The sequence below is a fragment of the Agromyces italicus DSM 16388 genome (assembly GCF_000421545.1).
GTDB lineage: Bacteria > Actinomycetota > Actinomycetes > Actinomycetales > Microbacteriaceae > Agromyces > Agromyces italicus.
This window is the reverse complement of record NZ_ATXF01000005.1, coordinates 387,724-408,050: the sequence shown is the minus strand read 5'-3', so window position 1 is coordinate 408,050 and position 20,327 is coordinate 387,724. Positions and strand designations below refer to the sequence as shown.

General features: G+C 71.1%; 21 protein-coding genes. 11 read left to right on the top strand and 10 right to left on the bottom strand.

The window, feature by feature from the left end:
• The first annotated feature begins 1 nt into the window (after position 1).
• Genes H516_RS0106230 through H516_RS0106220 form a run of 3 tightly spaced genes read left to right on the top strand, consistent with a single transcriptional unit; the run spans position 2 to position 2,637 of the window.
• On the top strand, positions 2-961 hold the full coding sequence (locus H516_RS0106230) for a ribokinase (protein ID WP_022888860.1): 960 nt from the start codon (positions 2-4) through the stop codon (positions 959-961).
• Entirely contained in the window at positions 958-1,890 is a 933-nt protein-coding gene (locus H516_RS0106225; RefSeq protein ID WP_022888859.1) for a nucleoside hydrolase, read from the top strand. Before H516_RS0106230 ends, H516_RS0106225 begins: the two co-directional genes overlap by 4 nt.
• A 48-nt stretch (positions 1,891-1,938) precedes the next feature.
• Positions 1,939-2,637: an NUDIX hydrolase gene (locus H516_RS0106220; protein ID WP_022888858.1), complete on the top strand. Its 699-nt coding sequence runs from the start codon at positions 1,939-1,941 to the stop codon at positions 2,635-2,637.
• Between the two features lie 113 nt (positions 2,638-2,750).
• Here H516_RS0106220 and pdxR read toward each other — a convergent pair whose 3' ends face one another.
• Positions 2,751-4,190 carry a MocR-like pyridoxine biosynthesis transcription factor PdxR gene (pdxR, locus tag H516_RS0106215; RefSeq protein ID WP_022888857.1) on the bottom strand — a complete coding sequence of 480 codons (1,440 nt, stop codon included), beginning with the start codon at positions 4,188-4,190 and terminating at the stop codon, positions 2,751-2,753.
• A gap of 110 nt (positions 4,191-4,300) precedes the next feature.
• On the opposite strand from pdxR, the gene H516_RS0106210 reads away from it, so the two are divergent.
• Positions 4,301-5,308 (top strand): aldo/keto reductase, encoded by a 1,008-nt coding sequence (locus H516_RS0106210; RefSeq protein WP_022888856.1) that lies wholly within the window; start codon positions 4,301-4,303, stop codon positions 5,306-5,308.
• A gap of 35 nt (positions 5,309-5,343) precedes the next feature.
• Here H516_RS0106210 and H516_RS0106205 read toward each other — a convergent pair whose 3' ends face one another.
• The 8 genes from H516_RS0106205 to H516_RS0106165 all read right to left on the bottom strand — a co-directional run bounded on the left by H516_RS0106205 (position 5,344) and on the right by H516_RS0106165 (position 13,445).
• Positions 5,344-5,808, bottom strand: coding sequence for a hypothetical protein (locus tag H516_RS0106205; RefSeq protein WP_022888855.1), 465 nt, complete (start codon positions 5,806-5,808; stop codon positions 5,344-5,346).
• Between the two features lie 45 nt (positions 5,809-5,853).
• On the bottom strand, positions 5,854-6,648 hold the full coding sequence (locus H516_RS0106200; RefSeq protein WP_022888854.1) for an HAD-IIA family hydrolase: 795 nt from the start codon (positions 6,646-6,648) through the stop codon (positions 5,854-5,856).
• Positions 6,649-6,740: 92 nt separating this feature from the next.
• Entirely contained in the window at positions 6,741-8,102 is a 1,362-nt protein-coding gene (locus H516_RS18685) for a serine hydrolase domain-containing protein (RefSeq protein WP_022888853.1), read from the bottom strand.
• A 378-nt stretch (positions 8,103-8,480) separates the two neighbouring features.
• Entirely contained in the window at positions 8,481-8,888 is a 408-nt protein-coding gene (locus H516_RS0106190) for a RidA family protein (protein ID WP_022888852.1), read from the bottom strand.
• A gap of 49 nt (positions 8,889-8,937) precedes the next feature.
• Entirely contained in the window at positions 8,938-10,122 is a 1,185-nt protein-coding gene (locus H516_RS0106185; RefSeq protein ID WP_245561734.1) for an ATP-binding protein, read from the bottom strand.
• Positions 10,123-10,624: 502 nt separating this feature from the next.
• A complete protein-coding gene (locus H516_RS22515; RefSeq protein WP_245561756.1) occupies positions 10,625-11,110 on the bottom strand; it encodes a glycosyltransferase in 486 nt (161 codons plus the stop codon).
• Positions 11,111-11,177: 67 nt separating this feature from the next.
• Positions 11,178-11,879: a metal-dependent transcriptional regulator gene (locus H516_RS0106170; protein ID WP_022888848.1), complete on the bottom strand. Its 702-nt coding sequence runs from the start codon at positions 11,877-11,879 to the stop codon at positions 11,178-11,180.
• A gap of 132 nt (positions 11,880-12,011) precedes the next feature.
• Positions 12,012-13,445 (bottom strand): Nramp family divalent metal transporter, encoded by a 1,434-nt coding sequence (locus H516_RS0106165; protein ID WP_022888847.1) that lies wholly within the window; start codon positions 13,443-13,445, stop codon positions 12,012-12,014.
• Between the two features lie 35 nt (positions 13,446-13,480).
• Between H516_RS0106165 and H516_RS0106160 the strand changes: the two genes are divergently transcribed.
• The 5 genes from H516_RS0106160 (at position 13,481) to H516_RS0106140 (ending at position 16,778) form a co-directional block, all read left to right on the top strand.
• Positions 13,481-14,185 (top strand): TrmH family RNA methyltransferase, encoded by a 705-nt coding sequence (locus tag H516_RS0106160; RefSeq protein ID WP_022888846.1) that lies wholly within the window; start codon positions 13,481-13,483, stop codon positions 14,183-14,185.
• Between the two features lie 45 nt (positions 14,186-14,230).
• Positions 14,231-14,866 (top strand): MSMEG_1061 family FMN-dependent PPOX-type flavoprotein, encoded by a 636-nt coding sequence (locus H516_RS0106155; protein ID WP_026378492.1) that lies wholly within the window; start codon positions 14,231-14,233, stop codon positions 14,864-14,866.
• 4 nt (positions 14,867-14,870) lie between these two features.
• Positions 14,871-15,872 carry a magnesium and cobalt transport protein CorA gene (locus H516_RS0106150; protein WP_022888844.1) on the top strand — a complete coding sequence of 334 codons (1,002 nt, stop codon included), beginning with the start codon at positions 14,871-14,873 and terminating at the stop codon, positions 15,870-15,872.
• Positions 15,873-15,915: 43 nt separating this feature from the next.
• Positions 15,916-16,284 carry a nuclear transport factor 2 family protein gene (locus tag H516_RS0106145; protein ID WP_022888843.1) on the top strand — a complete coding sequence of 123 codons (369 nt, stop codon included), beginning with the start codon at positions 15,916-15,918 and terminating at the stop codon, positions 16,282-16,284.
• A 149-nt stretch (positions 16,285-16,433) separates the two neighbouring features.
• Entirely contained in the window at positions 16,434-16,778 is a 345-nt protein-coding gene (locus tag H516_RS0106140; protein WP_022888842.1) for a hypothetical protein, read from the top strand.
• A 71-nt stretch (positions 16,779-16,849) separates the two neighbouring features.
• On the opposite strand, the gene argG is transcribed toward H516_RS0106140, so the two are convergent.
• Positions 16,850-18,280: an argininosuccinate synthase gene (gene argG / locus H516_RS0106135; RefSeq protein WP_022888841.1), complete on the bottom strand. Its 1,431-nt coding sequence runs from the start codon at positions 18,278-18,280 to the stop codon at positions 16,850-16,852.
• A gap of 87 nt (positions 18,281-18,367) precedes the next feature.
• Here argG and H516_RS18680 point away from each other — a divergent pair, with 87 nt between their 5' ends.
• Positions 18,368-18,913 (top strand): DUF3151 family protein, encoded by a 546-nt coding sequence (locus tag H516_RS18680; RefSeq protein ID WP_022888840.1) that lies wholly within the window; start codon positions 18,368-18,370, stop codon positions 18,911-18,913.
• A 1-nt stretch (position 18,914) separates the two neighbouring features.
• Positions 18,915-20,201, top strand: coding sequence for an adenylosuccinate synthase (locus H516_RS0106125; protein WP_022888839.1), 1,287 nt, complete (start codon positions 18,915-18,917; stop codon positions 20,199-20,201).
• Positions 20,202-20,327: the final 126 nt, after the last annotated feature.

Here is a 20,327-nt window from a genome sequence, read left to right as displayed (position 1 = left end):
GTTGGCCCGCGGCGCCCGGGTCGTCGTCGTCGGTTCGCTGAACGTCGATGCGACGAGCTACGTCGAACGGTTTCCGGCCCCCGGCGAGACGGTGACGTCGCGCACGTTCCGCACCGCGGTCGGCGGCAAGGGCGCGAACCAGGCGGTCGCCGCGCACTTCGCCGGTGCCGAGGTCGACTTCGTCGCCCGGGTCGGTGACGACGCGAACGCCTCGCTCGCGCTCGGCGTGCTCGACGACCTCGGCCTCGCGACCGCGGGCATCGTTCAGGTGACGGATGCCCCGACCGGCGTCGCACAGATCACGGTCGCCGATTCGGGTGAGAACACGGTCATCGTCACGGGCGGGGCGAACCTCGCGCTCGGCCCCACGGCGCTCGACACCCAGCGCGAACGTCTCGCATCGGCGGCCCTCGTGCTGAGTCAGGGCGAACTCCCGATCGCGGCGATCGAGCGGCTCGCCGAGCTGTGCGCCGGGCTCGGTGTGCGCCTCGTCGTGAACCTCGCGCCGCCCGTCGCGGTCTCCGCCGCAGCGCTCGCGGTGTGCGATCCGCTCGTCGTCAACGAGCACGAGGCGCGGGCGATCGGCATCGGTGCGGATGTCCCGGCCGGCACCCCGCTCGACGAGTGGCGCTGGCACGCGGCATCCGCGGTCGGCTTGGTCGCGCGCTCGGTGGTCGTGACGCTCGGTGCGGCGGGTGCGGTCGGGGCATCTCCCGAGGGGGATTGGGCCGAGGCGGCCCCAGAGGTCGTCGCCGTCGACACGACGGGTGCCGGCGACTGCTTCACCGGAACGCTCGCGGCGTTCCTCGCCGAGGGGCGCAGCCTCGCCGAATCGATGCGCATCGCCGTCGTCGCCGGCGCGCTCGCCGTACAGTCGCGCGGCACGGTCGACTCCTACGCCTCCCGTGCGACGGTGCTCGCCGCCGCCGAACTCGACGACGAAGGAGCCCCGCTCGCATGACCCTGCCCGTGATCGTCGACTGCGACCCCGGACACGACGACGTCTTCGCCCTGTGGCTCGCCGCGGGGCATCCGGCCCTCGATCTTCGCGCCGTGACCACCGTGGGCGGCAACGTCGCCCTCGAGCACACGAGCTGCAACGCGCGCATCGCGCTGACCGTCGCCGGCGTCACCGGGGTGCCGGTCGCGGCGGGCGCCGAGGCGCCGCTCGTGCGCGAACTCGAGACCGCCGAGTGGATCCACGGCGAGAACGGGCTCGGCGGGCCCGAGCTGCCCGAGGCCACGGTGCCGCTCGACGCGCGCGGCGCGACCGAGCTCATCGCCGACACGCTGCTCGCCGCCGAGGAGCCGGTCGCGATCATCGCGACGGGGCCGCTCACGAACGTGGCGATCCTGCTGCGAGACCGCCCCGGGCTGGCGTCGCGCATCGCCCGGATCGTCTGGATGGGCGGCTCGACCGAGCGCGGCAACGCCACCCCGTACGCCGAGTTCAACGCCTGGGTCGACCCCGACGCGCTCGATCTCGTGGTGCGCAGCGGCGTCGACTTCACGATGGTCGGGCTGAACGTCACCCACCGGGCGCTCGTGACGCAGGCCGTGCGCGACCGCCTCTCGGCGACCGGGACCCGCACCGCCGCATTCGGCGAGGAGTTGTTCGAGTTCTTCTGCCGCACCAACGACGAGGTCTTCGGCATGCCGGAGGGCCCGCTGCACGACCCGGTCGCCGTCGCGGTGCTCGTCGCCCCCGAGGTCGTGACGCTCAGGCGCACCCGCCTCGACATCGAGTTGACGGGCACCGAGACGCTCGGTGCGACGAGCGTCGATTTCGACGGGATGCTCCGGCGCGAACCCAATGCGTACGTCGCCGTCGATCTCGACGTCGAGCGGTTCTGGCGCCTCGTCGAGACCGCCGTCGCGAATCTCGCCTGAGGTGGCGCACTGCCCGGGCCGGGCGACTCGCGGGGTAGCCTCGGGAGGGTGACTGCACCTGCCGGAGCCGCCCGCGACGAACTGGCCGAGCTCGCGCGAGACGCCGGGCTCTTCGCCGACTGGCCCGACGACGAACGCTTCGGCGACGTCGCGTTCCGCGATGCCGCTGTGCTGATCCTCTTCGGGGTGCTCGACGGGCTGCCGAGCGATCATGCGGCGCATGATCATGCGGTCTCCCGCGACCTCGACGTGCTGCTGCTCGCCCGTGCCGAGACCTTGCGGTCGCACGCCGGGCAGGTCGCCTTTCCGGGCGGGAGGGTCGATCCCGGTGATGGCGGTCCGGTCGACGCGGCGCTCCGCGAGGCGCGTGAGGAGACCGGGCTCGACACGACCGGGGTCGAGGTGCTCGGTGCGCTGCCGTCCATTCCGGTGCCGTACTCGGGTCACCTCGTGACGCCGGTGCTCGGGTGGTGGCGGGCGCCGTCGCCCGTCGGGGTGGTCGACGTCGCCGAGTCCTCGGCGGTGTTCCGCACACCGGTGGCCGACCTCGTCGACCCGGCGAACCGGGTCACGACGGTGGCCCGTCGAGCCGGGCAGGAGTGGCGCGGGCCGGGCTTTCTGCCGACGGTCGGCGGCCGGCAGCATCTCGTCTGGGGGTTCACCGGGCTCGTGCTCGACCGCATGCTCGACCGGCTCGGCTGGGCCGAGCCGTGGGACGGGGCCCACGAGTACGAGCTCATTCCCTGAACGTCGCCGTTCCTGCCCGCGATGTCGCGCAAACCGTCGTGATGCGGCTGCCGAAGCGACGATCTGGGCGACATCGCGGGCCGGGCCGGGGCGCCGGGGGCGCCGGGCCGCCGTCAGGCGCGCGAGCGGATGATCTCGGCGAGCCGTGCCACGGCCTCGTCGACAACCGCGTCCGAGAGGTTGCCGTAGCCGACGACGAGCGCCTCGGGGAGCGGTTGTGCACTCGTCGCGCGGTAGCGCGTGAGGTCCGAGACTGCGACACCGCGGCCCGCTGCCGCCGCCGCGACCTCGACGGCGCGCACCCCCGGCGGCATGGCGAGCACTGCGTGCATGCCCGCGGCGATGCCGGTGAGCTCGAGCTCGGGCAGCTCGCGCGAGAAGGCGGCGAGCAGTGCGGCGCGGCGCCGCTTGAACCGCCCGCGCGACGCACGCAGATGCCGTTCGAGATCGCCCGACTCGATGAACCGCGCGAGCGTCGCCTGCTCGAGCGTCGAGGGGCGCGCCCGTTCGCCGAGCCGTACCCGCTCGCGCAGCGGCGCGGGCGCGAGGGTCCAGCCGAGTCCGTACGCCGGGGCCAATGACTTCGAGAGCGAGCCGACGAGCACGACGTGCTCGGGCGCGAGGCTCTGCAGTGCGGCGATCGGGCGCCGGTCGTAGCGGAACTCGGCGTCGTAGTCGTCTTCGATGAGCACGCCGTCGACCTCGCGCACCCAGCGTACGATCGCGTCGCGTCGCGTCGGTGACAGCGCCGCGCCGAGCGGAAACTGGTGGGCGGGCGTGATGAGCGCAGCGCGCGAGCCAGTGCGGGCAGCGGCCGCGACGAGGCGATCGACATCGATGCCGTTGTGATCGACGGGCACCGGTACGGGTGTGAGCCCTGCCCCGGCCGCGATGTCGCGCAGGCGCGGCCAACTCGGGTCCTCCACGATGATCGATCGGTGCCCGACGGCGCGAAGTCCCGCGACGACCGCGGCCATGCCGTCGCTCGCACCGTGCATGATCACGACGTCGTCGGGTGCGGCGACGGCGCGACGTGAACGCGCGAGATAGTCGGCGACCGCGGTGCGGGCACTCGGATGCCCCAGACGATCGACGACCGAGAGCTCGGCATCGGGCAGCACCTCGAGCGTCTGCCGCACCGCGGCCGCCCATCGAGCGCGCGGCGCGTGCCGCAGGTCGGCGACGCCCGGCCCGAGGTCGTACGGCGGGCGTCGGTACTCGGAGCGCAGCCCGGATTCCTGTGCGGCGTCGGCAGGAGAACGGGCGCGATGGTCTGCTGCCGGCACGCGGGTGGCTGAGCCGACCGTCGCCTCGAGGAAGCCCTCGGCGACGAGCTGCCCGTAGGCCTCGGTGACCACCCACCGCGAGACGCCGAGCGTCTCGGCGAGGCCGCGGCTCGGCGGCAGCGCCGCCCCGGCGGAGGCTCGCCCGCTCGTGACGGCGTCGCGGATGGCGCGCTCGAGCCGATCGCGCAGCGGCTCGGGCCCCGAGCCGAGGTCGAGGAGGGTCTCCCAGGCGAGGGAGGGGCCCGGCGCGGGGCGGGAGCGAGGCATCCGGTCGTCCCTCGATTGGTCTGGTGAACGGTGTCCTGATTGGAGTGTATGCCCGAACCGATCGATTCCTACGCTGGACGACGTCACCCACACCAACGGAGGAACATCCCATGCGATACCGCACGATCGGCAACGGCCGCACGAGCCTCGACGTCTCGACGATCTGCCTCGGCACCATGCAGATGGGCACCAAGATCGACGAGGAGACCTCGTTCGCGATCCTCGACCGCTTCGTCGAGGCCGGCGGCACGTTCATCGACACCGCCAACAACTACAGCTTCTGGGACGGCGGCCACGGCCGCGACAGCGAAGACCTCCTCGGCCGCTGGCTGCGCTCGCGCGGTGTGCGCGACCGGCTGCGCATCGCAACGAAGCTCGGCGCCGCCAAGGCCGACCCGGCACTGCCGCTCTCGAACACGCCGCCGACGAACTTCCAGGGGCTCGGCGCGGTGACCATCGACCGCGAGGCCCGCGAGAGCGCGAAGCACCTCGGGGTCGACCACCTCGACGTCGTCTACGGGCACGTCGACGACCTCGAGACCCCGCTCGCCGAGACCGTCGGCGCCTTCGGCGCCCTTCAGGACGAGGGGCTCATCGGCGTCGCCGGCATCTCGAACGTCGCCCTCTGGCGCGTCGTCGAGGCCCGCGAGGAGGCGATCCGCCAGGGCATCGCGCCCTACGGGCTCGTGCAGCAGCAGTACAGCTACGTCTACCCCGCGCCGAAGCTCGACCGGCAGAACTTCGTGACGCCCGAACTGCTCTCGTACGCGGCATCCACCGGGGTCGACGGCCGACCGCCGCTCGCGGTGACCGCCTACTCGCCGCTGCACCAGGGCGCGTTCACCCGCAGCGACAAGACCCTGTGGGGCGGCGTGAACCACCCCACCACGCACTCGCGCATCGCGCTGCTGCGCGAGGTCGCCCGCGACCTCGGCGCGACGCCGAACCAGGTCGCGCTCGCGTGGCTGCTCGGCCGCGAGGTGCCCGTGATCCCGGTGGCCGGGCCGTCGAGCGTCGCCCAGCTCGAGGAGGTGCTCGGCGCCGCCGAGCTCGATCTCGCCCCCGAGGTGCGGGCGCGGCTCGACGCCGACCCCGAGGAGGCGCCGCTCGCGGCGTAGACGCGCGATGAAGAGGTCGGGCGGGCGGGCTCGCCCTACTCGACCTCTTCTTCGGCGCTGTCGTCGTCGAGCTCGTCATCGGTGTCGGCGACGCTCAGCACCTCGATCTCGAGGCCTTCGTCGAGCTGCGCGTAGATCACGAGGCCCGCGTACTGCGTCGGCGCCTCGTAGACGAGCACGAGGGTCGCGTCGCTCGACACGATCGCGCCCTGCAGCTCAAGCTCGTCGGCGAGCTCGGTGTAGTCGTCGTCGCTCGCCTCGTCGTCGCCCTCGAACTCCGAGTCGACGAGCTCGCGCACGATCTCGGCCTCGAGGCGGTCGAGCGGCTCGGCCGTGAGCGGGGTGAGCGCGCGCTGCGCGGTGGCGAGCATCTCGGTGGTCTCGAGCGCTTCGCCGTCGTCGAGGGCGAACAGCACGGCGACCTGCCGGTCGCCCGGCAGCGAGACGACGGCGCTGAGTTCGCCGTCGTCGTCGAGGTCGATGTCGGTGAGTTCGATCATGGTGCCAACCCTTTCAGAGTCGCGACGTGCGGGCGGCGGTCGTGGTCAGAGCTCGGTCTCGGCGGGCTCGCCGACGAGATCGGCGACGCCCGACAGGATCTCGTCGGGCCGGAACGGGTACTTCTCGATCTCGGCCTGGTCGCTGATGCCCGTCATCACGAGGATCGTGTGCAGCCCCGCCTCGATGCCCGCGACGATGTCGGTGTCCATGCGGTCGCCGATCATCGCGGTGTTCTCGGAGTGGGCGCCGATCTTGTTCAGCGCCGAGCGGAACATCATCGGGTTCGGCTTGCCGACCACATACGGCTCCATGCCGGTCGCCTTCGTGATGAGCGCCGCGATCGCCCCGGTCGCGGGCAGCGGACCGTCGGCGCTCGGCCCCGTGGCATCGGGGTTCGTGACGATGAACCGAGCGCCGGCGCCGATCAACCTGATCGCCTTGGTGATCGCCTCGAACGAGTAGTTTCGCGTCTCGCCGACGACGACGTAGTCGGGGTTCGTCTCGGTCATGATGAAGCCGGCCTCGTGCAGCGCCGTGGTGATGCCGGCCTCGCCGATCACGAACGCCGATCCGCCGGGCAGCTGCGACTTGAGGAAGTCGGCAGTCGCGAGCGCCGAGGTCCAGATGCGGTCCTCGGGCACGTTGAGGCCGCTCGCGCGGAGCCGCGCCGAGAGGTCGCGTGCGGTGAAGATCGAGTTGTTCGTGAGCACGAGGTACGGGGTACCCGCGTTCTCCCACTGCGCCAGCAGCTCGGCGGCGCCCGGCAGGGGGTGGTTCTCGTGCACGAGCACGCCGTCCATATCGGTCAGCCAGCACTCGACTTCGTCACGTCGTCCCATGGGTCAAGCCTAGAGCGCGGGCGTCACCCGCCGATGACGGCGAAGTGACGATCGGATGCCGCGGGGCGGGCGTTACCCGACCGCCGGGGGCGCTACCCGACCGACGGTTCGCCCAGCGCTGCGATCACGTCGGCGACGAGCTGCACCTCGCTCGGCTCGTCGTCGGCCTCCGGCGTGAAGCCCATGCGCACGACCACGAGGTCCTCCGACGGCACGACGATGACCTTCTGGCCGTCGTGGCCCGAGGCGTAGAAGGTGTCCTCGGGCAGTTCGGGCCAGCGCAGGCTGCCGTCGGCGAGCACGTTGACGCGCCAGCCCATGCCGTAGCCGGGGTCGTCGGTCGACTCGACCGGCGCCACCTCGAGTGACCGCGCCATCCAGTCGGCGGGCAGCAGCTGCTCACCGTTCCACTCGCCGTTCTGCAGGGCGAACTGGCCGATCGCGGCCCAGTCGCGCGGAGTCGCCCAGAGGTACGAGGAGCACACCGGCGTGCCGGCCGCGTCGGGCTCGAACGTCGCCGACGAGAGGCCGAGCGCGCCGAGCAGCGTCTGCCGCGGCAGGTCGGCGCCGAGACCGGTGCGCTCGGCCAGGATCGAGCAGAGCAGCGTCGTCGAGCCGCTCGAATACTCCTGCACCGTGCCGGGCGCGCTCTCGAGCGGAAGGCCCGCGACGTACCCGGCCATGTCGCCCTCGTTGTAGAGCATCTGCGTGATCGGGGTGCCGAGGTCGTAGGTCTCGTCCCATTCGAGGCCGCTCGTCATGCGCAGCAGCTGCTCGACGGTGATGTCGGCGCGCTCGTCGCTCCACTCGGGGCGGAGGCCGGCGTCGTCGAGCGCGAGCTCGCCCTGCTGCGCGAGCATGCCCGTGATGAGGCTCGTCGCGCTCTTCGACATCGACCAGCCGAGCTGCGGGGTCTCGGCGTCGAAGCCGTGGGCGTAGCGCTCGGCGACGAGCTCGCCGCCCTTGGCGACGACCACGCCGCGGGTGCCGAGCGCTGCGGCATCGGCTTCGGAGAGCTCGTCGCCGAACGCGGCCGCGAGTGCGGCAGTGAGTTCGTCGGACGGCGCCGGCGCCGCGGCATCCGTGAAGGGGTTGCCCTCGGCGGTGACCGCCGACGCCTCGCCGAGCTCGGGGCGGTCGCCCGCGAGCGTGCAGCCGAAGCCCGGCGTGTACCAGGCCTTCTGAGCGGCCAGCGCCCCGAGCAGCGAACCGGTGGTGACGCCCGCGTCGCGATCGACGTCGACCTGGAGGTACGGCACGAGCGGGTTCGACGGCAGATCGCTCTCGGGGCCTTCGCGGTGCGCGACCTCGGTCACGGCGCAGGCGTTGTGCGCCGCGTAGCCGGTGCCGGTGCGCAGCATCGGCCGCTGCCACCAGTAGACGGCGACGGCACCCGCCACGAGAACCAGCACGATGACGAGGAGGACGACCAGTGTCCTGCGGAGAATGCGCACCGCGGGATGTTAGCAGCAGGGCGGCCGCTCGCCGTCATCGCTTGAGGATTCCACAGCCCAGAGGGCCGGGGCGAGGGCCGCAATAGTATGGCGCGATGGGGAAGAAGAAGGTGCCGACCAGCGAGTGGTTGCCGCCTGACAGCGCGCTCTGGCGCACTGCCACATCGTGCACGACATCTCGAACCGCCGCGTTCCCGAATATCGGGTTCCGACGCTCTTCCCGGTGGCGCCGAACGAGGTCGCTTTCATCGGGGCACCGGTGGCGACGGCACCTGGCTGCCGTCGGGCTGGGCCGAATGGTCGGAGGCGCAGGGCTACCCGGCCCATCTCCGCACGGGCGCCGCGCTGCCCGGCAGCCAGCCCGAGTCCCGCGTCGCGTCAGTCGCGCACCGCGGCCACGGCCTCGAGCTCGACGAGCTGATGCTCGTAGCCGAGCACGGTGACGCCAAGCAGCGTGCTCGGAACGTCGTGCTCGCCGAACGCGTCATGCACGACGTTCCACGCCGTGCCGAGGTCGGCGCGGTAGGCGGAGGCGACGAGCACGCGCGTGCTGATGACGTCAGTCAGGGCGGCGCCTGCGTCGGCGAGCGCGATACGCAGGTTCTCGACGCACTTCGCGGCCTGCTCTGCGATGTCGCCGACCCCGGCGGTGGTGCCATCGGGGTTCAGCGGGCAGGCGCCGGCGAGGAACACGAGCCGCGCGTCGGTGGGCGCCGTCGCCGCGTACGCATACGGGGCTCCGGCGAAGAGCGAGTCGGAGCGGATGAGGGTGACGGCGGTCGTCATGAGCAGCGTTCCTTCAAGATTCGTGCGGAGGGAGGAGGGACCAATGGCGTTAGGGCCCGAATGCGGTGATCGGGATCACCTGGACGCCGTCGGGGCGTCGGTAGGCGTACCCGGTGCTCGTGATCACGCCGAGCACGGACGGTGCGCCGTGCCGTTCGGCGTCGATCGTCGACGCGAAGCGTTTCAGATTCGCCGCAGCCGTGTCGATCGCGGTCGGGTTCAGTTTGACCTCGAACGCGCCCCAGCGACCGTCGTTCAGCGTGACGACCGCGTCGACCTCGTTGCCGTTCGAGTCGCGCCATGACGAAATCACGCCGCCGATCGGCTGCGCGTAGACGCGGAGGTCGCGCAGTGCAAGCGACTCGAAATGGAAGCCGGCCGCGTTCAGGTCGCGGAGGAGATCGCGGCTCCCGATGCCGAGGGCGGCGGCGGCGATCGAAGGGTCGACGAAGTAGCGGACCGGTGCCACCCGCAGCCGGGCGCGCGAGCGCATGTGCGGTTGCCACGCTTCGGAATCGTCGGTCAAACCGAGCCGCTCGAGTGCCTCGAGGTACCTGAGCAGGGTTTCGTGTGCGATCGGGCCGGCCTCCCCGCCGACGTCTGCCGCGAGCTCACTCAGTTTCACCGCTTGGCCGGTCGAACGACCGAGTGCGGTGAGGAGGCGACGCAGATTTCGCGGGTCACGTCGCGAACCCAGCAGGGGAATATCGACATCGACGATCTGAGTCAGGTAGTCCGTGAGGTAATCGCGAGCATCGGCCTCGGTCGCGTCCAACAGCGCCGGCCAGCCGCCGACGATGATGCGTTCCATGAGCACGGGCACGTCGGTATCCACTCCGCCTGCGCTCGGTGCTGCTTCGTCGAAGAGATCGGTCAGTGAGATCCGTCCGCTCGAGTGCCCGGACTCGTAGAGGCTCATCGGACGCATGCGGACGACGCCGATGCGGCCGGCGCCGGAATGTCGATCACTCGACGGCCTCGGAGTGGAGGATCCCGTCAGTAGGACGAGACCCTTCGCTTGCCGATCATCGACTTCACGTCGCACCCGGTTCCAGATCGCCGGCTCCAACTGCCACTCGTCGAAGAGGATCGGTGTCGGGTTCTCGAAGAGCGTCTGCGGTGCGACGGAGACCGCGGCGCGGGCGTCGGGATCCTCATCGAATCGGATGATCGTTCGTGCGAGTCGCGAGGCCGTGGCGGTCTTGCCGCATGCACGCGGACCCTCGACGAGCATGGCTCCGATGCTCCGCATACGACGCGCGAGAACTGCATCGAGGATCCGGGGACGATAGGCGACCATAGGGGCAGCCTACCGGCACTTGAACTTTTGCATACAACCCATCTGCGCTTTTGCATCCAACTCGTATGTATTCATGCATACCGAACGTCTGCATGCGATTGATCCGCACTTCTGCATGCGGCTGCCTCGGTCGACGGGCGCCGCCGCTGCCCGGCAGCTAGCCGGAGTCCCGCGTCGCCTCAGTCGCGTACTGCGGCCGGTCCAACGCGAGCGCGAGCTCGTACGCCTTCCCGGCCCACTCGACCCCGTAGCGCGGTGGTTCGGGCCGGGCGACGGAGTCCCTCGACGAGGAGGCGGGCGCCGTCGCCGTCCGCGCGGAGGAAACCACGGCGAGGGCGCCGCACCGGTGCGGTCAACCGCCGGAGCACCGACCCAGGTCGGCGACGGGCCCACGCGGGGCGCGGCCGGATCACCACGACCGGCACCTCGCCGCCCGTCATGGGGAGTCCTCTGACGAGGTACCTCGCACGCCGGCGACGTCCGCGCCCGTCCGCGCCCGCGAACTCGAGCGCCAGTCCCGCGGCGAACCCGCCCGTCGTGTCGCCCACGTCGAGGCGACCGTGCCCTGGCTGGTGGCGTAGGCCCTGACCGGGCGGCCGTGGACGACCGCCGAGGCTGTCCAGCCCTTCGGCGTCTGCACCCGGCGGTGGTTGCGCCCCCAGAGGAACGCGTCGTGGGCGCCGAGGTCCCAGACGCCGCCGTGCAGAGGTCCGCCCATGCGCGCGGCGCGGACGTAGATGTCGGTCGAGGCCAGGATCTCGAGACGGCTCTCACCGGGGCCGTCGCGGTCGTCGTGGAACGTCGCGTCGGGTGAACCGTCGTCGATCAGGAGGACCTCGAGTTCGCCGGGCGGCAGCGACTGCACGTCGAGCGATGCGACGGCGTCGTCGAGCTGCGGCCCCGAGCGGTACGTGGGGACGATGACCGTGCCTTGGGTGGGGACGAGGTCGCACCCGCCTCGTGCCGAGATTCGTCACGCCGTTCCATCGTCAGCCGGTCACCCAGATCTCCGCGGCTGCCTCGGCCGCCAGTTCGATCGGGGATGCCTCGACCCGCGCCGCGCTCGAAGCGCCGTCGCCGACCGGCGTCACCCTGACGTGCACGTGTTCGCCGGAGGCATCCGGGGTCTCGACCGTCACGACCACGCCGGGGGCGACCCCCGCCGCGGCGAGCGCGCGCAGCACCTCGGGGTCGCGGTCGCTGATGCGCAGCACCCGGCCCGTGTGGCCGGCGGGCGCGCCGTCGAGCCGCAGGAACGACTCGACCGCGATCGACCCGTCGGCCGCGGGGATCGCGTCCCCGTGGGGATCACGCGAAGGACGACCGAGGCGGGCGTCGATCGTCTCGAGGAGCCGGTCGCTGAGGCCGTGCTCGAGCACTTCGGCCTCGTCGTGCACCTCGTCCCAGCCGTAGCCCATCTCGCGCACGAGCCAGGTCTCGATGAGCCGGTGCCTGCGCACGACCGCGAGGGCGCGTTCGCGACCCGCGTCGGTGAGTCGCAGCGGACCGTACGGGACGTGGGCGATGAGCCCCTGCGCGGCCATCTTCTTCACCATCTCGGTGACGCTCGACGGGGCGACGCCGAGTTTGTCGGCGAGCACCTTCGGCGTGATGGGGTCGGGCTGCCACTCGGTGTGCGCGTACACCGTCTTGAGGTAGTCCTCGAGCGCGGGATTCTTGCTGGCAGGCATCGCGCCCAGCCTAGCCGCGCCCGCCCCGTCTCCCCTCGCCCGCCTCCCTCCAAGTCGTGATGTCGCGCAAGTGGTCGGTACTCGCGACGGATGGCGACCGTTTGCGCGACATCACGCGCGGGCCGGGCGGGGTTAGGCCCCGGTGAACACCAGCCAGAGCAGCACGCCGTTCAGCGCGATGAGGAACACCGACGCCGCCACCCCCGCCGTTGTCGTCGCCCAGTGGTTGCGCCAGCGCCCGAGCACGCCGGCCTTCGCCGTCAGTGCGACGAGCGGCACGAGTGCGAAGGGGATTCCGAACGACAGCACCACCTGGCTGAGCACGAGCGAGAGCGTGGGGTCGAACCCGAGCCAGAGGATGACGAGCGCGGGCACGAGCGTGACGAGCCGGCGCAGGATGAGCGGCACGCGGACGTGGAGCAGGCCGTACATGATCTCGGCGCCGGCGTACGCGCCGACCGAGGTCGAGGCGAGCCCCGAGGCGAGCAGGCCCACCGCGAAAAGGGTCGCGATCACCGGGCCGAGCGCGGTGCCGAGCGCGGCGTAGGCGCCCTCGAGGCTGTCGGTGCCCTCGACGCCCGCGAGGTTCACGGCGGCGAGCAGCAGGATGCAGAGGTTCACCGTGCCGGCGATCGCCATCGCGATCGACACGTCCCAGCGGGTGGCGCGAACGAGCACGTCGGTCGGCACGGCGGTCGCGGTGCCGGGTGCGAGTTCGGGTGCCGCGTCGGTGCCGCGACGGATGCCGAAGCCGTGCCAGGCGGCCGGTCGTGCAGTGCGGGCGTCGCCGAGCGGCGCGGCCGCACGCCCCGCCTGCTCGCCGCGTCGCGTTGCGAAGCGGTCGCGCGAGAGCGCCGAGTGCGCGTAGATCGCGTGCGGCATGATCGTCGCCCCGAGAATGGATGCCGCGAGCAGCACCGAGTTCGTGTCGGCGAAGCGCGGCACGAGCCCGCCGAGGAGCCCCGCCGGGTCGGGAGGTGCGACGAACACGCCGACGGTGAAGCCGATCGCGATGATCGCGAGGAGGCCCATGATGACGAACTCGAAGGTGCGCGGCCCGCGCCGCGACTGCAGCACGAGCAGCACGATCGACACGGTCCCGGTGATGAGGCCGCCCCAGATGAGCGGCACCCCGAACAGGAGGTTGAGGGCGACGGCACCGCCGATGACCTCGGCCAGGTCGGTCGCCATGGCGACGAGTTCGGCCTGGAGCCAGTAGGCGCGACGGCCCCAGCGGTTGCGGATGCGCCCGCCGAGCACCTCGGGGAGGCTGCGGCCGGTGACGATGCCGAGCTTCGCCGACAGGTACTGGATGAGCCATGCCAGCACGTTGCCGAGCACGACGACCCAGACGAGCAGGTACCCGTACTGGGCGCCCGCGGTCATGTTGCTCGCGACGTTGCCGGGGTCGAGGTAGGCGACGCCGGCGACGAGGGCGGGGCCGATCAGCCAGGCGACGCGGGGCACGGAGGCGTCGCGCGGGCGCCGCCCGTCGGCCGCGGGGGGCGACCCGTCGGGTGCGGCGGTGTCGGGGGCGTCGGTCTCGTCGTCGAGCGTTTTCGGCATACCGAAACCCTAGCAATATTTCGGCATACCGAAACATGCTCGGCGGGCTCGGTGCGGGTAGCGTTGCGGAGGTGAGTGACGAGGTCGGCCCCGAGGCATCCGAACCCGAGGCGACCCTGCCGCAGCACGGTGTCGGACCGTGGCCGGGCGGAGAGGCCGAGTGGCCCGGCGACCCCCGCTTCGACCCCGAGCTGCTCGCCGCAGGCGACACCCGCAACGTCATCGACCGCTACCGGTACTGGCGCATGGAGGCGATCGTCGCCGATCTCGACGAGCGCCGGCACGGATTCCACGTCGCGATCGAGAACTGGCAGCACGACATGAACATCGGTTCGATCGTGCGCAGCGCCAACGCGTTCGCCGCCGACACGGTGCACATCATCGGGCGGCGCCGCTGGAACAAGCGCGGCGCGATGGTCACCGACCGCTACCAGCACGTGCAGTACCACGAGGATGTCGCGGGGTTCGCCCGCTGGGCGCACGAGGCATCCCTGCCCGTGATCGCCCTCGACAACCTCGAGGGCGCGGTGCCCATCGAGGCGTTCGCGTGGCCTGAGCGCTGCGTGCTGCTCTTCGGGCAGGAGGGGCCGGGGCTCTCGCCCGAGGCCGCCGAGGCCGCCGACGCCCTCGTCGAGATCACCCAGTACGGCTCGACGCGCTCGCTCAACGCGAGCGCCGCCGCGGCGATCGCGATGCACTCGTGGATCCTCAGCCACGCGGCCACCCCGTCGGTCGAGTAGCCACGAAGGAGCATATCGAGACCACCGGCCGGTAGCGTGGCCGTCATGGCCGAAGCCCACGGACGGGGGATTCCCGTCACCACCGCAGCCGAACTCGAAGCGATCGTCGGCGCGCCGCTGCCGACCGCCGCGAACAAGACGCGCGACCGCCTGCACGAGGTCGACCTCGCGTGGCTCGCCGCTTCTCCGCTCGCCTTCGTCGCGACGAGCGACGAGGAGGGCAACCTCGACGTCTCGCCGAAGGGCGACCCCGCCGGCTTCGCCGTCGTGCTCGACGACCGCACGATCGCCGTGCCCGAGCGCACGGGCAACCGCAGGGTCGACGGGTTCCGCAACCTGCTGCGCAACCCGCACGTCGGCCTGATCTTCGTGATCCCGGGTCGCGGCGACACGCTGCGGATCAACGGCCGGGCGACGATCGTGCGCGACGCCCCGTTCCTCGACGACCGGGTGGTGCGCGGCAACCGGCCGCCGCTCGCGATCGTGGTCGACATCGACGAGGTCTTCTTCCACTGCTCGAAGGCGTTCCTGCGTTCGCAGGCCTGGCTGCCCGAGTCGTGGGCTCCCGACGCCGCACCGCGGCGCGCCGTCATCTCGAAGGCCGTCGAGCGGCAGGGCGACTCGCTCGACGAGCTCGACGCGTACTACGGCCCGAGCTACGCCGAACGCATCTACGGTTGACGTCATGGCCGTCATCGACAACGCGATCTACGTCGGCGGCAGGCGCGCCGCTTCGCCCGTCGCGCTCGCCGACACCTTCGACGCCCTCAGGCAGCACGGCGGTTTCGCCTGGATCGGCCTCTACCGCCCCGATGCCGCCGAGCTCGGAGTCGTCGCCGAGGAGTTCGGTCTGCACGAGCTCGCCGTCGAAGACGCGCTCGTCGGTCACCAGCGCGCCAAGCTCGAGCGCTACGGCGACACCCGCTTCGTGGTGCTGCGGCCCGCCCGCTACCTCGACGACGAGGAGCGGGTCGAGTTCGGCGAGGTGCACCTCTTCGTGGGCGGGGACTTCGTGGTCGCGATCCGCCACGCCGAGAGGCCCGACCTCGGGCGGGTTCGCGCACGGCTCGAGCAGGAGCCCGAGCTCCTCGCACGCGGCCCGGTCGGCGTGCTCTACGCCGTCGTCGACCAGATCGTCGACGAGTACGCGCCCGTCGTCGCCGGGCTCGAGAACGACATCGACGAGATCGAGGAGCAGCTCTTCAGCGGCGACACCGCGGTCGCGAAGCGCATCTACGACCTCTCGGGCGAGGTCACGGAGTTCCAGCGCGGGGTGAAGCCGCTGCGCGAGATGATCGCGACGATCCGCGACGAACTGCACGACGACCAGGGCGAACCCGAGCTCGAGCTCCGCCGCGGTTTCCGCGACGTGCTCGACCATGTCATCCGCATCACCGAGCGCGTCGACGAGTACCGGCAGACCCTGCAGAATGCGCTGGGCGTCCACGCGACGCTCGTGGCACAGCGGCAGAACGAGGCGAGCATCGCGCAGAGCGAGCAGACGAAGAAGATCTCCAGCTGGGCGGCGATCTTCTTCGCCCCGTCGCTCGTCGCCGGCATCTACGGCATGAACTTCGACCACATGCCCGAGCTGCACTGGGCGTTCGGCTATCCCTTCGCGATCCTGCTCATGCTCGTCTCGGGCTTCGTGCTCTACCGGATCTTCAAGTCCAGGCACTGGTTGTGATCGGACTCTTCCCGAGGCATCCGATCGCGGTTAGCGTTGGGTCATGACCGAGATCACCGACGATCTGCCCGCCCGTCTGCTGCATGAAGAGCACGCCGGGTGGCGTGCGATCGTCGAGGGCCGCGGGGGCGAGCACTACCAGCGTGCGATGACCCGCGATGCGCTCATGGTCGTCGAGGGCGCGGTGCTCGGCCGCGACGAGATCCTCGCGGCGTTCCGCTCGACGCCCCCATGGGACGGATACGAGCTGCACGAGCCCGCCGTCATCCGGCTCGGCGACCGCGCCGGTGTGGTCGTCTACCGGGCGGTCGCACGACGCGGCGACGACACGGTGAATCTCCGCATGTCGACGACGTACCTCTACGACGACGGCGCCTGGCACGTCGCGGCGCACCAGCAGACGCCCGCCTGAGTCGTCCCCTGTTTCGGGGTCGTCGCTCGCGTCCGCGCCGCCGATTCATCAGGATGCCGCGTGGGCGCTGTACCCCGTTCTCGGGATTGCCGCTCGCGGCCGGGCGGAGTTGGCTTGGCGTCGAATCGAGTCAGAGGGGAGACTCCGTCATGTCAACCGCACTTTCGCGCCGGCTCGTCGCCGGCGCAGCCGCCCTGCCATTCCTCGCCGTGAGCGTGCTCGGCGCCGGCGTCGCGGCGAACGCGAGCGCGCCCGTCGGCGGTGACCACCGCGTGCCGTACTGCCACGCCACGCACAGCGTCAAGAATCCGTTCGTCTACATCGAGACCGACAAGCTCGCCGTCGTCAAGGCGCACGCGAAGCATCAGGACGAGGAGGACGTGTACCCGGGGTTCTGGTACGACGACCACGGCACGCCCACCTGGTTCGAGGGCCGCGGCGACCCCGACTTCGCCGAGAACGGCTGCGTCGAGGACGAACGCCCGCCGCAGTGAGACGACGACGGCCGGCCGGGATGACCCGGCCGGCCGTCGTGCGGTCCGGGGTGCTGCTCAGGCGGTGCTGCTCAGTCAGTGCCGAGGTCGAACGCCGCGGCCTCGTTCGCCGCGTCGGTCGCGGCTTCGAGGTCGCTCTCGGTCGGGCCCGCGAGGATCTCGGCGGCGGCCCCGCCCGCAGCGAGGTCGCCGACGAGGGCCGCCGTGGCACCGCCCACGAGGTTGAGGTGGGCGTACTGCTCGAGACGTGCACGCGAGTCGGCGATGTCGAGGTTGCGCATCGTGAGTTGCCCGATGCGGTCTTCGGGGCCGAACGCCTGGTCGCCGACGCGCTCCATCGAGAGCTTCTCGGCCTGGTAGCTGAGCGCCGGGCCCGTCGTGTTCATGATCGTGTAGTCGTCGCCGCGGCGGAGGCGCACGGTGACCTCGCCGGTGACGGCCGAGGCGACCCATCGCACGATCGACTCGCGCAGCATGAGCGACTGGGGGTCGAGCCAGCGGCCCTCGTACATGAGGCGGCCGAGGCGGCGACCCTCGTTGTGGTAGTTCGCGATCGTGTCTTCGTTGTGGATCGCGTTGACGAGGCGCTCGTAGGCCAGATGAAGCAGGGCCATGCCCGGCGCCTCGTAGATGCCGCGCGACTTCGCCTCGATGATGCGGTTCTCGATCTGGTCGCTCATGCCGAGCCCGTGACGGCCGCCGATGGCGTTCGCCTCGAGCACGAGGGCGACGGCGTCGTCGAAGTGCTCGCCGTTGAGCGCGACCGGGCGGCCCTGCTCGAACGTGACGGTGACGTCTTCGGTCGCGATCTCGACCGACTCGTCCCAGAACTTGACGCCCATGATCGGCTCGACCGTGGTGATCCCTTCAGAGAGCTCTTCGAGCACCTTGGCCTCGTGCGTCGCGCCCCAGATGTTCGCGTCGGTCGAGTACGCCTTCTCGGCGGAGGCGCGGTACGGCAGGTCGCGCTGCTGCAGCCACTCGCTCATCTCGGCGCGGCCGCCGAGTTCGGTGACGAAGTCGGCGTCGAGCCACGGCTTGTAGATGCGCAGGCGCGGGTTGGCCATCAGGCCGTAGCGGTAGAACCGCTCGATGTCGTTGCCCTTGTAGGTCGAACCGTCGCCCCAGATGTCGACGCCGTCTTCGAGCATGGCGCGCACGAGCAGCGTGCCCGTGACCGCGCGGCCGAGCGGGGTCGTGTTGAAGTAGGCCTTGCCGCCTGAGCGGATGTGGAACGCGCCGCACTGCAGGGCCACGAGGCCCTCTTCGACGAGCGCAGCACGGCAGTCGACGAGTCGCGAGATCTCGGCGCCGTACTCGATGGCCCGGCCGGGAACCGCCTCGACGTCGGGCTCGTCGGGCTGGCCGAGGTCGGCCGTGTACGTGCAGGGCACGGCGCCCTTCTCACGCATCCACGCGACCGCGACCGAGGTGTCGAGGCCGCCGGAGAAGGCGATGCCGACGCGTTCGCCGACGGGGAGGCTGGAGAGGACTTTCGACATGCCCTCCAGCCTACTTGGCGCGTGGGTTTCGAGACGCTCGCTGCGCTCGCCCCTCAACCCGCGAAAGGGCCCACGATAAGGTGGAGTGTGACTCCAGAAGAATCAGCCCCCGGGCCCGAGGCGTCGCTCGCCGACGAACCCGAGGTTCGCCAGGCGCTGGCCGAGGCCGATCGGGCGTCCGTCGCGGCGGTCGTCGCGGAGCATCCGTCGTCGCCCCTCGCCTGGACCGAACTCGCCGACCTCGCCGACTCCGAAGGCCGCGCCATCGAGGCCTACGCGTTCGCGGCCGTCGCCGCCGAGCTCGCCCGCGAGCAGCTGAGCGCGTCGGGCTGGCGGCCGGGCAGTGCGGTCCCCTGGGCCGACGAGCCCAACCGCGCATACCTCCGTGCCCTCGACACGCAGCGCCGTGCCGCCGCCGGTCTCGGGCTCGACGAGCGCGCCGGGCGCCTCGCCGACGAGCTCGCCGACGCCGATGCCGAGGCGCCCGCACGCATCGCGAGCGAGTTCACGCCGACGCAGCTGATGCCGATCGTCTCGGCGGCCGCACTGTTCGCGCCGACGGCCGAGGCCGCACCGCCCCCCGCAGACCCGATCGAAGAACCCGCCGTGTCAGCCACGGCAGGAGAGGACTGACATGCCCGCCGCCGTACTCATCGGTGCACAGTGGGGCGACGAGGGCAAGGGCAAGGCGACCGACCTGCTCGGCTCGCGCCTCGACTACGTCGTCAAGTTCAACGGCGGCAACAACGCGGGTCACACCGTCGTCGTCGGCGACGAGAAGTACGCGCTGCACCTGCTGCCGTCCGGCATCCTGACGCCGGGCGTCACGCCGGTCATCGCGAACGGGGTCGTCGTCGACATCGAGGTGCTCTTCGAAGAGCTCGAGGGGCTCGAGGCCCGCGGGGTGGATGTCTCGAAGCTCAAAGTCTCGGCCAACGCCCACCTCATCACGCAGTACCACCGCACCCTCGACAAGGTGACCGAGCGCTTCCTCGGCAAGCGTCAGATCGGCACGACCGGGCGCGGTATCGGGCCGTCGTACGCCGACAAGATCAACCGTGTCGGCATCCGCATGCAAGACCTCTTCGACGAGAACATCCTGCGGCAGAAGGTCGAGGGCGCCCTCGACCAGAAGAACCACCTGCTCGTGAAGGTCTACAACCGTCGCGCCATCGGCGTCGACGAGGTCGTCGACGAACTGCTGTCGTACGTCGACCGGCTGCGCCCGATGGTCACCGACACCGCGCTGCTGCTGCACGAGGCGCTCGAGCGCGACGAGACCGTGCTCTTCGAGGGCGGCCAGGCCACGATGCTCGACGTCGACCACGGCACCTACCCGTTCGTGACCTCGTCGAACGCGACGTCGGGCGGCGCCGTCACGGGGTCGGGCATCGCGCCGAACAAGATCGACCGGGTCATCGCGGTGGTCAAGGCGTACACGACGCGGGTCGGCGCCGGTCCCTTCCCGACCGAGCTGTTCGACGAGTGGGGTGACTTCCTCACCGAGCAGGGGCACGAGTTCGGCACCACTACGGGGCGCAAGCGTCGCACCGGCTGGTACGACGCCCCGATCGCCCGCTACGCGGCCCGCATCAACGGCGTCACCGACTTCGTGCTCACCAAGCTCGACGTGCTCACCGGCATCGAGAAGATCCCGGTCGCGGTGGCGTACGACGTCGACGGTCGGCGCTTCGACGAGATCCCCGTTTCGCAGAGCGACTTCCACCATGCGAAGCCGATCTACGAGGAGTTCCCCGGCTGGACGGAGGACATCTCGGGTGCCCGGTCGTTCGACGAGCTGCCCGCGAACGCGCAGTCCTACGTGCGCGCGCTCGAGGCGATGAGCGGGTCGCGCATCTCGGCGATCGGGGTCGGCCCGGGGCGCGACGAGATCGTGCAGTTGCACGACCTGCTCGGCTGAGTCGCCTGCGGGCTTCCGCCGCGAGCCCTCTTTCGAAAGCGCTGCCGACCCCGCTAGTCTCGGTTTCGGGTGCGTTCCCTGCGCGCACCTGAGACGGTCGGAGAGGCCGTCGGGGTAGGGGGAGTA

Coding starts and splice junctions, on each gene's coding strand:
- H516_RS0106225 (WP_022888859.1), top strand. CDS start 958: ATGACCCTGCCCGTGATCGTCGACTGCGACCCCGGACACGACGACGTC.
- pdxR (WP_022888857.1), bottom strand. CDS start 4,190: ATGCCTCGCTCCCGCCCCGCGCCGGGCCCCTCCCTCGCCTGGGAGACC.
- H516_RS0106210 (WP_022888856.1), top strand. CDS start 4,301: ATGCGATACCGCACGATCGGCAACGGCCGCACGAGCCTCGACGTCTCG.
- H516_RS0106205 (WP_022888855.1), bottom strand. CDS start 5,808: ATGATCGAACTCACCGACATCGACCTCGACGACGACGGCGAACTCAGC.
- H516_RS0106200 (WP_022888854.1), bottom strand. CDS start 6,648: ATGGGACGACGTGACGAAGTCGAGTGCTGGCTGACCGATATGGACGGC.
- H516_RS0106190 (WP_022888852.1), bottom strand. CDS start 8,888: ATGACGACCGCCGTCACCCTCATCCGCTCCGACTCGCTCTTCGCCGGA.
- H516_RS0106185 (WP_245561734.1), bottom strand. CDS start 10,122: ATGCTCGTCGAGGGTCCGCGTGCATGCGGCAAGACCGCCACGGCCTCG.
- H516_RS0106170 (WP_022888848.1), bottom strand. CDS start 11,879: ATGCCTGCCAGCAAGAATCCCGCGCTCGAGGACTACCTCAAGACGGTG.
- H516_RS0106165 (WP_022888847.1), bottom strand. CDS start 13,445: ATGCCGAAAACGCTCGACGACGAGACCGACGCCCCCGACACCGCCGCA.
- H516_RS0106160 (WP_022888846.1), top strand. CDS start 13,481: ATGCTCGGCGGGCTCGGTGCGGGTAGCGTTGCGGAGGTGAGTGACGAG.
- H516_RS0106155 (WP_026378492.1), top strand. CDS start 14,231: ATGGCCGAAGCCCACGGACGGGGGATTCCCGTCACCACCGCAGCCGAA.
- H516_RS0106150 (WP_022888844.1), top strand. CDS start 14,871: ATGGCCGTCATCGACAACGCGATCTACGTCGGCGGCAGGCGCGCCGCT.
- H516_RS0106145 (WP_022888843.1), top strand. CDS start 15,916: ATGACCGAGATCACCGACGATCTGCCCGCCCGTCTGCTGCATGAAGAG.
- H516_RS0106140 (WP_022888842.1), top strand. CDS start 16,434: ATGTCAACCGCACTTTCGCGCCGGCTCGTCGCCGGCGCAGCCGCCCTG.
- argG (WP_022888841.1), bottom strand. CDS start 18,280: ATGTCGAAAGTCCTCTCCAGCCTCCCCGTCGGCGAACGCGTCGGCATC.
- H516_RS0106125 (WP_022888839.1), top strand. CDS start 18,915: ATGCCCGCCGCCGTACTCATCGGTGCACAGTGGGGCGACGAGGGCAAG.